At 56.8% G+C, this 13,530-nt stretch carries 14 protein-coding genes; 13 read left to right on the top strand and 1 reads right to left on the bottom strand.

Going from position 1 to position 13,530, the window contains the following annotated elements:
- Nucleotides 1-51: 51 nt before the first annotated feature.
- Both fusA and tuf read left to right on the top strand, forming a co-directional pair.
- Nucleotides 52-2,166, top strand: a complete 2,115-nt coding sequence (fusA, locus tag HMPREF2749_RS05865; protein ID WP_049349249.1) for an elongation factor G — start codon at nt 52-54, stop codon at nt 2,164-2,166.
- Between the two features lie 200 nt (nt 2,167-2,366).
- Nucleotides 2,367-3,557, top strand: a complete 1,191-nt coding sequence (gene tuf, locus HMPREF2749_RS05860; RefSeq protein ID WP_005508397.1) for an elongation factor Tu — start codon at nt 2,367-2,369, stop codon at nt 3,555-3,557.
- Nucleotides 3,558-4,179: 622 nt separating this feature from the next.
- On the opposite strand, the gene HMPREF2749_RS05855 is transcribed toward tuf, so the two are convergent.
- Entirely contained in the window at nt 4,180-7,509 is a 3,330-nt protein-coding gene (locus HMPREF2749_RS05855) for a Fe2+/Zn2+ uptake regulation protein (RefSeq protein ID WP_239665121.1), read from the bottom strand.
- 576 nt (nt 7,510-8,085) lie between these two features.
- Between HMPREF2749_RS05855 and rpsJ the strand changes: the two genes are divergently transcribed.
- Genes rpsJ through rpsQ form a run of 11 tightly spaced genes read left to right on the top strand, consistent with a single transcriptional unit; the run spans nt 8,086 to nt 13,319 of the window.
- Complete coding sequence (rpsJ, locus tag HMPREF2749_RS05850) at nt 8,086-8,394, top strand: 30S ribosomal protein S10 (RefSeq protein ID WP_004005287.1); 309 nt, start codon at nt 8,086-8,088, stop codon at nt 8,392-8,394.
- Between the two features lie 13 nt (nt 8,395-8,407).
- A complete protein-coding gene (gene rplC, locus HMPREF2749_RS05845) occupies nt 8,408-9,064 on the top strand; it encodes a 50S ribosomal protein L3 (protein WP_005504955.1) in 657 nt (218 codons plus the stop codon).
- 6 nt (nt 9,065-9,070) lie between these two features.
- Nucleotides 9,071-9,688 carry a 50S ribosomal protein L4 gene (rplD, locus tag HMPREF2749_RS05840; protein ID WP_005504957.1) on the top strand — a complete coding sequence of 206 codons (618 nt, stop codon included), beginning with the start codon at nt 9,071-9,073 and terminating at the stop codon, nt 9,686-9,688.
- Nucleotides 9,688-9,990: a 50S ribosomal protein L23 gene (gene rplW / locus HMPREF2749_RS05835; RefSeq protein ID WP_005504959.1), complete on the top strand. Its 303-nt coding sequence runs from the start codon at nt 9,688-9,690 to the stop codon at nt 9,988-9,990. The genes rplD and rplW overlap by 1 nt, the downstream gene beginning before the upstream one ends.
- Before the next feature lie 40 nt (nt 9,991-10,030).
- Nucleotides 10,031-10,867, top strand: coding sequence for a 50S ribosomal protein L2 (rplB, locus tag HMPREF2749_RS05830; RefSeq protein WP_005504961.1), 837 nt, complete (start codon nt 10,031-10,033; stop codon nt 10,865-10,867).
- A gap of 12 nt (nt 10,868-10,879) precedes the next feature.
- Nucleotides 10,880-11,161: a 30S ribosomal protein S19 gene (gene rpsS / locus HMPREF2749_RS05825; RefSeq protein ID WP_004005282.1), complete on the top strand. Its 282-nt coding sequence runs from the start codon at nt 10,880-10,882 to the stop codon at nt 11,159-11,161.
- A gap of 60 nt (nt 11,162-11,221) precedes the next feature.
- Complete coding sequence (rplV, locus tag HMPREF2749_RS05820; RefSeq protein ID WP_005504964.1) at nt 11,222-11,587, top strand: 50S ribosomal protein L22; 366 nt, start codon at nt 11,222-11,224, stop codon at nt 11,585-11,587.
- On the top strand, nt 11,588-12,385 hold the full coding sequence (gene rpsC / locus HMPREF2749_RS05815; protein ID WP_005504966.1) for a 30S ribosomal protein S3: 798 nt from the start codon (nt 11,588-11,590) through the stop codon (nt 12,383-12,385).
- The gene (gene rplP / locus HMPREF2749_RS05810; protein WP_005504968.1) at nt 12,386-12,805 is read left to right on the top strand and encodes a 50S ribosomal protein L16; all 420 of its coding nucleotides are present in this window, start codon (nt 12,386-12,388) and stop codon (nt 12,803-12,805) included.
- Nucleotides 12,806-12,810: 5 nt separating this feature from the next.
- Nucleotides 12,811-13,050, top strand: coding sequence for a 50S ribosomal protein L29 (gene rpmC, locus HMPREF2749_RS05805; RefSeq protein ID WP_005504969.1), 240 nt, complete (start codon nt 12,811-12,813; stop codon nt 13,048-13,050).
- Nucleotides 13,047-13,319, top strand: a complete 273-nt coding sequence (gene rpsQ, locus HMPREF2749_RS05800; protein WP_005508401.1) for a 30S ribosomal protein S17 — start codon at nt 13,047-13,049, stop codon at nt 13,317-13,319. Before rpmC ends, rpsQ begins: the two co-directional genes overlap by 4 nt.
- Nucleotides 13,320-13,530: the final 211 nt, after the last annotated feature.

The raw sequence follows: 13,530 nt of genomic DNA, 5'->3' as shown, positions 1-13,530 counted from the left end.
AGTCGATTCGAGTCGGCAGGCTTTCGGAGTATCTCATTTAGGGAGAATAACGTGGCACTTGACGTGTTCACCGACCTTAACAAGGTCCGCAACATCGGTATTATGGCGCACATCGACGCCGGTAAGACCACCACCACTGAGCGCATTCTGTTCTACACCGGTATTAACCACAAGATCGGTGAGACCCACGACGGCGCTTCCACCATGGACTGGATGGCTCAGGAGCAGGAGCGAGGTATTACCATTACCTCCGCAGCAACCACCTGCTTCTGGAAGGACAACCAGATCAACATCATCGACACCCCCGGTCACGTTGACTTCACCGTTGAGGTTGAGCGCTCCCTGCGCGTCCTCGATGGCGCAGTTGCTGTGTTCGACGGCAAGGAAGGTGTTGAGCCCCAGTCTGAGACCGTTTGGCGTCAGGCTGACAAGTACGACGTCCCCCGTATCTGCTTCGTCAACAAGATGGACAAGATGGGTGCGGACTTCTACTTCACCGTTCAGACCATCATCGACCGCCTGGGCGCTCGCCCGCTGGTTGTTCAGCTCCCCATCGGTGCTGAGAGCGACTTCATCGGTGTCGTTGACCTGCTCGAAATGAAGGCATACGTATGGCCCGGCGACGCCAAGGGTGACGTGTCCATGGGTGCCTCCTACGAGGTTCAGGACATTCCTGCTGACCTGGTTGAGAAGGCTGAGCAGTACCGCGCTGAGCTGGTTGAGGCTGTTGCTGAGGCCAACGAAGAGCTCATGGAGAAGTACCTCGAAGAGGGCGAGCTGACCATCCCCGAGATCAAGTCGGGTATCCGTCAGCTGGTTATCTCCGGCGAGGCATTCCCCGTTCTCTGTGGTTCTGCATTCAAGAACCGCGGTGTTCAGCCCATGCTGGACGCTGTGATCGAGTACCTGCCCTCCCCGCTGGACGTTCCGGACGTTGTCGGCTCCAACCCCTCCAACGAGGAAGAGAAGCTGACCCGTAAGGCATCCGCAGACGAGCCCTTCGCAGCACTGGCGTTCAAGGTTGCAGCTCACCCGTTCTACGGTCAGCTGACCTACACCCGTGTGTACTCCGGTACCGCAGCTCAGGGCCAGCAGGTTCTGAACTCCACCAAGGGTAAGAAGGAGCGTATCGGTAAGCTCTTCCAGATGCACTCCAACAAGGAGAACCCTGTTGAGGAGATTACCGCAGGTCACATTTACGCAGCAATCGGTCTGAAGGACACCACCACCGGTGACACCCTGTGCGACCCCGCACACCCGATTGTCCTCGAGTCGATGACCTTCCCCGATCCCGTGATCTTCGTGGCTATTGAGCCCAAGACCAAGGGTGACCAGGAGAAGATGTCCACCGCTATCCAGAAGCTTTCCGCTGAGGACCCCACCTTCACCGTTTCGCTGAACGAAGAAACCGGTCAGACCGAAATTGGTGGTATGGGTGAGCTGCACCTGGACATCATCGTTGACCGTATGAAGCGTGAGTTCAAGGTTGAGGCTAACGTTGGTAAGCCTCAGGTTGCTTACCGCGAGACCATCAAGAAGGCAGTCGAGAAGGTCGACTACACCCACAAGAAGCAGACCGGTGGTTCCGGTCAGTTCGCAAAGGTGCAGGTCTCCTTCGAGCCCCTGCCCCTGGATGGCGAAGAGCTGTACCTGTTCGAGGACAAGGTCACCGGTGGCCGCGTTCCTCGCGAGTACATCCCCTCGGTCGACGCTGGTATCCAGGACGCTATGAAGTTCGGTGTCCTCGCTGGCTACCCGATGGTGGGCGTGAAGGCAACCCTGATCGATGGCGCATACCACGACGTCGACTCCTCCGAAATGGCGTTCAAGATCGCTGGTTCGATGGTCTTCAAGGAAGGCGCTAAGCGCGCTAACCCGGTCCTGCTCGAGCCGCTGATGGACGTTGAGGTTCGTACCCCCGAGGAGTACATGGGCGACGTTATCGGCGACCTGAACTCCCGCCGTGGCCAGGTTCGTTCCATGGAGGACGCATCCGGCGTTAAGATCATCAAGGCTATCGTGCCCCTGACCGAAATGTTCGGTTACATTGGCGACCTGCGTGGTAAGACCCAGGGTCGTGCAGTGTTCTCGATGGCATTCGACAGCTACGGCGAGGTTCCCAAGAACGTCGCTGACGAGATCATCCAGAAGAGCCGCGGCGAGTAATTTTCGCGTCTCACCCGTGGGCCACGGGCTAAAAACCTGTGGCCCACGCTAAAATTTTCAATTAAATCCATTATTGAGAGCATGAACAGTTTCATCTCTGCGGCGTAATCCGCTATTGTAGACGCTAGACCGTTTTATAACGGGATGCGCCGGAGCGAAGATCCGCGTGCATGTTTTCAATCGTTCTAGGAGGAACACTCTTGGCTAAGGCTAAGTTCGAGCGCTCCAAGCCTCACGTTAACGTCGGTACCATTGGTCACGTTGACCACGGTAAGACCACCCTGACCGCAGCAATCTCCAAGGTTCTGGCTGACAAGTACCCGGACCTGAACGAGAAGCGCGACTTCGGTATGATCGACTCCGCTCCCGAGGAGCGCCAGCGCGGTATTACCATTAACATTGCTCACATCGAGTACCAGACCGAGAAGCGCCACTACGCACACGTTGACGCTCCCGGCCACGCTGACTACGTCAAGAACATGATTACCGGTGCGGCTCAGATGGACGGCGCAATCCTCGTGGTTGCTGCTACCGACGGCCCCATGGCACAGACCCGCGAGCACGTTCTGCTCGCTCGCCAGGTTGGCGTCCCCACCCTGCTGGTTGCACTGAACAAGGCAGACATGGTTGACGACGAAGAGCTCCTCGACCTCGTCGAGATGGAGGTCCGTGACCTCCTCTCCTCGCAGGAGTTCGACGGCGACAACGCTCCCGTTGTTCGCGTTTCCGCACTGAAGGCTCTCGAAGGCGACCCCGAGTGGGTTGCTAAGGTCGAGGAGCTCATGGACGCAGTCGACACCTACATTCCGGACCCCGTGCGTGAGAAGGACAAGCCCTTCCTCATGCCCATCGAGGACGTCTTCACCATTACCGGTCGTGGCACCGTTGTTACCGGTCGTGCAGAGCGCGGTACCCTGAAGATCAACTCCGAGGTCGAGATTGTCGGTATCCGTCCGATTCAGAAGACCACCGTTACCGGTATCGAGATGTTCCACAAGCAGCTCGACGAAGCATGGGCAGGCGAGAACTGTGGTCTGCTGCTGCGTGGTCTGAAGCGTGACGATGTTGAGCGTGGTCAGGTTGTCGTGGAGCCGGGCTCCATCACCCCCCACACCGAGTTCGAGGCAAACGTCTACATCCTCTCCAAGGATGAGGGTGGCCGTCACAACCCCTTCTACTCCAACTACCGTCCTCAGTTCTACTTCCGTACCACTGACGTGACCGGCGTTATCACCCTCCCCGAGGGCACCGAGATGGTTATGCCCGGTGACAACACCGAGATGACCGTTACCCTGATCCAGCCCATCGCAATGGAAGAGGGCCTCGGCTTCGCTATCCGTGAGGGTGGCCGCACCGTTGGTTCGGGTCGCGTTACCAAGATCATCAAGTAATTGCCGTAAATTTACGACAATTCGCTAAAGATCTGCCGGAGAGGTAACTCTCCATCAGGTAGCGATACTCAAGGACCCCCGCATCTGCGGGGGTCCTTTTGTTATGCCCTTTTGCGGGTTGCTGAAGGCTCCGGCGAAGGAGAGAGCGGCATTATCTGCTGGGCTGTATAAAAACCCCGCTCTGAGCGTTATCAGTTCGTCTCAGCAGCCGCTCAAGGCTTCTGAAGGGGTATACGTGGCCGATAGCGGAGTTCATGGTGAATCTGTAGCGGCAGGGAACACCCTCCTCGGCGGCGGTATGACATGTCCGTACCTTCTAGCCGTAGATTCTGAACTCCTGGATATGGAAAGAAGCTGGACATGGAAAGAACCTGGGTAGGGGAACGATTGCCTACTCCGTTCAGAGATCTGCTGGCTCGAGACAGAATCTGGGTCATGCGGACCGGCTTGCGGCGGGGGAGCGACTACAGACCCTGTAGATGGAATATAGAATCTGCGGACAAAGAAAAACGGTTCCCAGCCCGAAGGCTGGGAACCGCAATTCGAATGACTGCCCCTCGGAAGGGACATAGCTAATCCTACTACAGAATGCCGTAGGAATAGAACCTATGTGTGCTGATCGCTAGAGGTTTTCCTCGTGGAGAGGCTGGTAGCCCTGCTGAGGAGCCGGGGGCTGCTGCATCTGGACGTTGCCCTGCGGATACATATCCGGCTGATCTTGAGTGTGCGGGAAATTCCCGAGCTGCTCAGAATCCTGGTGCGGAGCTGCTGCATCCTGCTTGTTCTGTCGCACCAGCAGGCGCCAGATAACGCCGGCAATGAGCAGAATAGAAATGATCAGCAAGGTCAGCGGGTTCAGACCGTTGAGCAAAATCGCCAGGTCGAGGGTGACTAGCGCAGTTGCGATATAGGTCCAGACTCGGTCGAGCAGCAGAGCGCTCAGGAGAGTCAGGGCAATGCCGAGTACCAGCACTACGATATCCGGACCGTCAGCGGGAACTGCCCACGTTACCAGGGTGAGGAACACCTGCAGGCCCAAAGCCCAGTACAGAGGAGAATCCGATACCTGCTCGTCTACAGGCCTCTTTGCGATGAAGTTCTTGAGAACCTTGGCAGCTACAACAGCCAGCAGAATCAGGAGAGCAACCTCAAGAATGACGCTCAGGGGATTGGACTTTGAGTAATCAATGACCAGACGGGCGATGAAGAGGCTGAACGCCGTAGTGCAGACGGTCGGCAGGTTCTTCGCCTTGGTGACAGACACGAAAGACAGAGCGCCAAGACCCCAGAGAAGTGCGTTGAGTTCTACCTGCTTGGGCTCAAAAGCCAGCCCAACGAAAGTGTAGAATCCCAGCACCACCAGAGCGGGAATCATCAGCAGCGTATTGACCGGTGCATAGATGCCCTGGCTCAGGGGGCGGCGAGACATGAAACGCGCGTAGGGGGCACCCAGCGGGCCGTGCATCGGCAAATCAACCATCGTATTACCGGCCGGAACAGCGATGCGAGGACGAACATTTGCCCTCACACCGAAGACCTCAACCGGGAGCGTGACCTTCAGAACGAACAGGATGATGACGGCAATCAGAGCGTAGTAGCCCAGAAGAGTCATCTCCATTGTGCTTTCCCTCGTGTTGAAGAGATTCCACAGAGCACCGATGCAGAAAGTCGTGATGCTGATGGAGGCACCAATCTGCATGCGGGAGACCCTGAAGATAAGGGCAAGCACCCATACAGAGATGAAGATAGCAGGAGTTGCTACCGCGAACAGAAGATTATCAAAATCGCCAATGAAACGGCCTGCGCTCAGGACAGAACCGAGCGTGAAGAAAATCGCCGCCGCGTATGCTTCGTAGTTTCGCTTGGAGTACGCGTAGAGTAGCACGCTGCACAGAGCCTGAACCGCCAGCAGCGCAAGTACGAGGAAGTCTACGAGCGATTCCTTCATATTGCCGGTGATCGCGAGCAGAATGACCGACCAGCAGATGGGGAACCGCGCAACGGTGAGTAGCTCCGAACGAATCGAAGAGCCAACCGGCATAAAGAAACCAAGCGCACCATAAACGACGGTCAGGAGCGCCGGCAATGCTACAGCAATGTACTCCTTCTGCAAGTCGTACAGCAGGTAGTGTCGCGAGCCAATCGTCGCGATAAGCAGAGTCGCGTAGAACGCGATACGGACAAACATGACAAGCGTGGAGCGGAAGGAACCAACATCCGAAAGTCGTAGCGCGCGGGCCAGAATAAGAGCGCTCAGGACGCTCAAGAAGAGGACGGCACCCGAGAAGAGAGGGAAACCAACCCAGAATCGGCCATGTGCTCCGCCATCAGCATGGTTAGCTACGTACCCCACGAAGAGAGCAAAAACGCCCAAGAAGAGGTACGTCGACATCTCTACAAGACGGTAGCTTGCGTTCTGCGCTGCAACGCCCTGAGAGAGGACAAAAGTCAGTAGCGCAATAGCGGCGCAGACCAACGCAAACATCAAAAGTGACTCAGAAGTCTGCATCTCAGGAATGAGAGCGAGGAAGAGCTGAATCATACCAATGGCATAACCGATGTTGCTCAGTACCGCTCCAGCAGTACGTGCCTCGGGAGCCTTAGCAGTGACCAGATAGATGACTACAGCCGCGGCAAAGAAGAGGTAGAACGTTCCCTGGTTGCCAGGGGAAGCATACATGCCAATGACCGGGATGAGCGCTACAAAACTCATGAGCACCAGAGGCTGAATTGCCTTGCGGTACAGCAAGAAACTGACAATGCAGAGGACACCAATAACCCAGGGCGCGGGGAAGACACCTTGATTACCCTCTGCATAGGGAAGGAAAGTGCTCCAGCGCGTTGCGTAGGTAACGCTATCAGCGACGTGAGCAGTGTAGAAGGCATCAAGGAGAGCAAAGAAGGAGAAGAATACGCCGACGCATGCGTCAATTGCCGGCAACCACTCTATCTTGCGAGCGGGTTGGTGAAGAGCTTCCTTCGCCCAGGGGATAGCCGGGGTGCTTTGCACCTGCTCGGACTGTTCAGCGGCAGCAGGAGCGGAACCAGCAATAGTCTTCTGCAGACGAGGAATAAATACGTAGGCAGAAATCAGGTTAACAACCAGAACAGAGACGAAGAAGATACTGGGGAACCACGGGCCGTGATCCGAGTCCATGATGAAGGAGAGAATGGATGCAATCGGGTAGATGCGTGCCTGGGCGTAGTAATCCGCCGTGCCGTTCAGCCAGGTGAACAGAATGGCGTGCACAGACATGACCGCAAAGGCAATACCTGCATCCGTGTAGCTCAGATCGTTGGTAAAGAAGAAAATGGCGACGGCAGTAGCCGGGACGAAAATACGGGAAGAATCAACAAGACCTTCGCGGATACCCTTCGGGGCAGCATTCGGGGCAAAGTGCAGAATCAAACCCAGAACAGTGGCAACGGCAGTCAGAGAAACGAAATACCAAACGAAAGGCAGAGCCGCCACCTTCGTAGCTGCCAACGAGTCCGAAACGATGAACGAAATCAGCAGGTACGCCATCACACGGTTACGCATGAGGGCGCAGGCTCCAACAATAGCTGCAGTGCCAACCAGAGACGTGAGGAGCCAGATGTAGCGTCCTTCAGTCCAAATCTTGAGGACATAGATAGCAACGCCGGTCAGAGGAATAAACGCAAGACCCGTTGCTGCAAAAGAGTAGGAGGCAATACGCAGGCGCTCTACGAAACGGTAGGTGAGCAGACCGGCTCCGTAGAAGACAATTGCTCCAAGCGCCATTGCGAGGACACGGAAGATAGCCGTTTCATCCTGAGAAGAAGTCACCGAGGTGACAAAAAGACCTGCAGCGCCGATGAGCAGGAGCGAGCCGATGTACAGAACAATATTGAGGAAGATATCCTCATTGACCCGGCGTCGCTGCGCAGGAGGCTGAGGATACGGACTCGATAGGGACGGGGGAACGTACAAGCCGAGACCTTGCGGCTGAGCATACTGAGGGCTCTGAGACGAAGAGTGAGAGCTAGAGGATGCCTGATGAGGTTGTGTCGGCTGAGACATGGTTTCTCCTTAGGCTGTAGTGATACTTCTACGATACGAGAGTCTTTAGGCCTAAAAGCTTTATTAAGAGCAATAAAGCGCATGGAACTTACTGAAAGTAGATTGAAAGCTCCCTGAGAGTTACATCGCGGGAGTATCCTCAGGTTGACAGCGACAGTTAAGTGTTCTTAAGCACTTAACTTGTGTTCGTATTGCATCAGGGCTCTAACTCTGAGAGAATTGACGACGTTGTCAAAGCGTCTACCTGCACTAAAGGTAGGCCCACGTATGACCCGGTCCGAAGGATGACGGGACGAGTTTGTCTAGAAAATAGGCGACACGCCCGAGTTCGGGGGTCGGTACTCAGGCGGGGTGAGGAACCCGGCAAAGCCGGATTCAGTCCGTTCTGAGTGGCGCACGTGATGAATATATCGCGTTCCTTAAGCGCTATAACAAAGGGGCAAAAGCTCCGATACAGGGAATACATCAAGAAAGAGAGTCCGACAGATGGCGGGACAGAAAATCCGCATCCGTCTGAAGTCCTATGACCACGAGGTCATCGATTCTTCGGCACGGAAAATCGTCGAAACGGTCAAGGGCGCAGGCGCAACTGTAGTTGGCCCCGTGCCGCTGCCGACCGAGAAGAACGTCTACTGTGTTATTCGTTCTCCCCACAAGTACAAGGACAGCCGCGAGCACTTCGAGATGCGTACGCACAAGCGTCTGATCGACGTTGTTGATCCGACCCCCAAGGCTGTTGATGCCCTCATGCGTCTCGACCTGCCGGCAGACGTAAACATCGAGATCAAGCTGTAGAGGATCGCATCTAATGACTAACAAATTCGAGCGCCAGGTGAAGGGCCTGCTGGGCACCAAGCTCGGCATGACCCAGGTCTGGGACGAGGACGGCAAGTTCGTGCCCGTCACCGTCGTCAAGGCTGATTCTAACGTTGTTACCCAGATCCGTAACCAGGAAACTGACGGCTACGAAGCTGTTCAGATCGGTTTCGGTGCAATCGACTCTCGCAAGGTTACCAAGCCCCTGGCTGGTCACTTCGAGAAGGCCGGTGTTACCCCCCGTCGCCACATCGTCGAGCTGCGTACCGCAGATGCTTCTGAGTATTCCCTCGGTCAGGAACTGACCGTTGAGCTCTTCGAAGCAGGCCAGAAGGTCGACGTCGTTGGTAAGACCAAGGGTAAGGGCTTCGCAGGTGTTATGAAGCGTCACGGCTTCAAGGGTGTTGGCGCGTCTCACGGTCAGCACAAGAACCACCGTAAGCCCGGTTCCATCGGTGGCGCATCCTACCCCGCACGCGTGTTCAAGGGTATGCGCATGGCTGGCCGTATGGGCGCAGCACGTCACACTACCTTGAACCTGACTATCCAGGGTGTGGACGCAGAGAACAATGTCCTGCTGATCAAGGGCGCAATCCCCGGTCCCAAGGGCGGCGTTGTTCTGGTTCGTACCGCTGTGAAGGGAGCCTAATACATCATGGCTGTTAAGACCCTTAAGGTAGACCTGCCCGCAGAGATTTTCGACGCGCAGGCATCCGTGCCCCTGCTGCACCAGGTTGTCGTTGCACAGCTCGCTGCTGCACGCCAGGGCACCCACAAGACCAAGAACCGCGGCGAGGTTTCCGGTGCAGGCCGTAAGCCCTTCAAGCAGAAGGGTACCGGTAACGCACGTCAGGGCTCCATCCGTGCACCGCACATGACCGGCGGTGGCGTTGTTCACGGTCCGACCCCGCGTAACTACGCACAGCGCACCCCCAAGAAGATGATCGCCGCTGCACTGCGCGGTGCTCTCTCTGATCGCGCTCGTCACGACCGCGTCCACGTTGTCGAGAACTTCATCTCCGGTGAAACCCCCTCGACCAAGGCTGCAAAGGCTGCATTCGCAGCTATCACCGAGCGCAAGAACATCCTTCTTGTGATTGCTCGTGCAGAGGACGTTGTGGCTCTGTCCGCACGTAACCTGGAGAACGTCCACGTTCTGTACGCAGATCAGCTCAACACCTACGATGTGCTGGTTTCTGACGACGTGGTCTTCACCAAGGCAGCATTCGACGCATTCGTTGCTGCAGCTCAGAAGAAGGAGGGCGCTAAGTAATGAGCGTTTCCACCAAGTCTGTATACGACGTGATTATCGCTCCCGTCGTTTCCGAGAAGAGCTACGGTCAGCTCGACGAAGGTAAGTACACCTTCGAGGTCGCTACCGATTCCAACAAGCTGGAAATCAAGCAGGCCATCGAGAAGATCTTTGACGTCAAGGTTGCTTCCGTCAACACCATCAACCGTCAGGGCAAGCGCAAGCGCACCCGTTTCGGTTGGGGCGCTCGCAAGAACACCAAGCGTGCGATTGTGACCCTCAAGGAAGGCACCATCGACATCTTCGGCGGTCCGCAGGCATAAGCCCCGCGGAGACCACTTTAACGAAGGAAGAAATATCTAAATGGGTATTCGTAAGTACAAGCCGACGACCCCGGGTCGCCGCGGTTCGAGCGTTGCTGATTTCTCCGAGATCACCCGCTCCACCCCGGAAAAGTCCCTGCTTCGTCCGCTTCACAAGACCGGCGGCCGTAACAACACCGGCCGCATCACCACCCGTCACAAGGGTGGCGGCCACAAGCGCCAGTACCGTCTGATCGACTTCCGTCGTCACGACAAGGACGGCGTTAACGCACGCGTTGCACACATCGAGTACGATCCCAACCGTACCGCTCGCATCGCGCTGCTGCACTACTTCGATGGTTCCAAGCGCTACATCATCGCTCCGAACAAGCTCGCTCAGGGCGACATCGTCGAGTCCGGCCCCGCAGCTGACATCAAGCCCGGTAACAACCTGCCCCTGCGCAACATCCCCGTTGGTACCGTGATTCACTGTGTCGAGCTCCGCCCCGGTGGCGGCGCAAAGCTGGCTCGTTCCGCAGGTGCTTCTGTACAGCTGGTTGCTAAGGAAGGTAAGTACGGTCAGCTCCGTCTGCCCTCCGGAGAAATCCGCAACGTGGATGTTCGCTGCCGCGCAACCGTTGGTGAAGTTGGCAACGCTGAGCAGTCCAACATCAACTGGGGTAAGGCAGGCCGTAACCGCTGGAAGGGCATCCGCCCGACCGTCCGTGGTGTGGTCATGAACCCGGTTGACCACCCGCACGGTGGTGGTGAAGGTAAGACCTCCGGTGGTCGTCACCCGGTTAACCCCAACGGTAAGCCCGAGGGTCGTACCCGCCGTCCCAACAAGGAAAGCGACAAGCTCATCGTTCGTCGCCGTCGTACTGGCAAGAAGCGCTAAGGAGCCTGAAACATGCCTCGTAGTTTGAAGAAGGGCCCTTTCGTTGATCAGCACCTCTACCTGAAGGTTGCAGCTCAGAACGAGAAGGGCACCAAGAACGTAATCAAGACTTGGTCGCGTCGCTCGATGATTATCCCCGACATGCTCGGTCACACCATCGCAGTGTACGACGGTCGCAAGCACGTGCCGGTGTTCATCACCGAGTCGATGGTTGGTCACAAGCTCGGTGAGTTTGCTCCGACCCGCACTTTCCGCAGCCACGTGAAGGACGACCGTAAGGGCAAGCGTCGCTAATCGGTTCACACCGATAAGCTAACGTTTCCCTTTCGGCAATAGACGAAAGAGAGATAGGCAATGGAAGCCAAGGCATCAGCGCGTTTCGTTCGCGTTACGCCTATGAAGGCCCGCCGTGTCGTCAACCTGATCCGTGGTAAGCAGGCGGAAGAGGCTCTGGCGATTCTGAAGTTCGCCCCCCAGGCAGCTTCGGAGCCGGTATACAAGATCGTTGCTTCGGCAGTAGCTAACGCTCGTCAGAAGGCAACCCAGCAGGGTCTGCCCTTCCGCGAGGAAGAGCTGTTCATCAGCGAAGCATTCGTGAACGAGGGCCCGACCATGAAGCGCATTCAGCCCCGCGCTCAGGGTCGCGCATACCGAATCAACAAGCGCACCAGCCACATCACCGTGGTAGTTGCTACCCCGGAGAAGGAGGAGGACCGCTAAATGGGTCAGAAAATTCACCCGAACGGTTTCCGACTGGGCATCACCACTGACCACGTCTCCAAGTGGTTCGCTGATTCCAACAAGCCCGGCGAGCGTTACGCTGACTTCGTCCGCGAGGACGTAAAGATCCGCGAGCTGCTGGCAAAGAACCTGGATCGCGCAGGCGTTGCAAAGGTCGAGATCGAGCGTACCCGTGACCGCGTGCGTGTGGACATCCACACCGCTCGTCCCGGTATCGTGATTGGCCGCCGTGGCGCAGAAGCAGACCGCATCCGCGGCGAGCTCGAGAAGCTCACCAACAAGCAGATTCAGCTGAACATCCTCGAGGTTGCTAACCCCGACCTCTCCGCTCAGCTGGTTGCACAGAGCATCGCAGAGCAGCTCGCATCGCGTGTTGCATTCCGCCGTGCAATGAAGAAGGCAATCCAGTCCGCACAGCGTGCAGGCGCAAAGGGTATCCGTATCCAGTGCTCCGGCCGTCTGGGTGGCGCTGAAATGTCCCGTTCCGAGTTCTACCGCGAAGGCCGTGTGCCCCTGCACACCCTGCGTGCGAACATCGACTACGGCTTCTTCGAGGCTAAGACCACCTTCGGTCGCATCGGCGTGAAGGTCTGGATCTACAAGGGCGACCTGACCGACAAGGAGCTGGCAGCTCAGCAGGCAGCAAACAACCGCCGTGGCAACCGCCGCGATGGTGACCGCCGCCGCCAGGGCAACCGTGGTCCTCGTCGCGAGCGCCGCAACGAGAACGCTTCGGCAAAGGTCGAGGCCAAGACTGCAGAGAACGGTGAGGCATAAATGCTTATTCCCCGTCGAGTAAAGTACCGCAAGCAGCACCACCCCAAGCGTAGTGGTCTCGCAAAGGGCGGCACCGAGGTTAGCTTCGGTGAGTGGGGCATTCAGGCCCTGTCGCCCGCATACGTGACCAACCGCCAGATTGAGGCTGCACGTATCGCAATGACCCGTCACATCAAGCGTGGCGGTAAGGTCTGGATCAACATTTATCCCGACCGTCCGCTGACCAAGAAGCCCGCTGAAACCCGTATGGGTTCCGGTAAGGGTTCGCCCGAGTGGTGGGTCGCAAATGTCAAGCCGGGTCGAGTCATGTTTGAACTCTCCGGTGTGTCCGAAGAAGTGGCTCGCGAGGCAATGCGCCTGGCAATCCACAAGCTCCCGATGAAGGCACGTGTTGTGCGTCGCCGCGAAGGTGGTGAATAAGCGAGATGGCAGTAGGATCCAAGGACCTGAGCATCGATAAGCTCGCAGAGCTCTCCAACGAAGAGCTGGCTGCAAAGCTGAGCGAAGCGAAGAAGGAACTCTTCAACATCCGCTTCCAGGAAGTCACCGGTCAGGCTAACGCAGGTCGTCGCCGCACTATCAAGCGCGACATCGCACGTATCTACACCGTGCTGCGTGAGCGCGAGCTCGGTATTCGTCCCGCAACTGAAGGTGAGTCCAAGTGAGTGAAGTAAAGAACGAAGAGCGCGGCTACCGCAAGACCCGCCGCGGCTACGTTGTCTCCGACAAGATGGACAAGACCGTTGTCGTCGAGGTCGAGGACCACGTGAAGCACGCACTGTACGGCAAGGTCGTTCGCCGTAGCTCCAAGATCAAGGCACACGATGAGCAGAACGCTGCTGGCATCGGTGACCTCGTTCTGATTGCAGAGACCCGTCCGCTGTCCGCTTCCAAGCGCTGGCGTATCGTGGAGATCATCGAGAAGGCTAAGTAAGCCCTTTTCATGACTCTCTGCTAGAGCAGTAAAAGAACCCCTCTCCTACTTCGGTGGGAGAGGGGCTCTTTGCGTTTAACCTTTGTTCGGGAAAAACTAGGGCGGGCGCCTTATGGCATGGGCTAATAACAGACGCTAAGACAACATTTGTCATAAATGTCTTGATATGTCATACGAGAAAGCAATATTTTTCTCTCGCGTTGATGGCGCA

Source organism: Rothia sp. HMSC075F09 (assembly GCF_001810515.1).
GTDB lineage: Bacteria > Actinomycetota > Actinomycetes > Actinomycetales > Micrococcaceae > Rothia.
The sequence above is the reverse complement of the archived record's forward strand: the minus strand, read 5'-3'. Positions and strand labels throughout refer to the sequence as shown.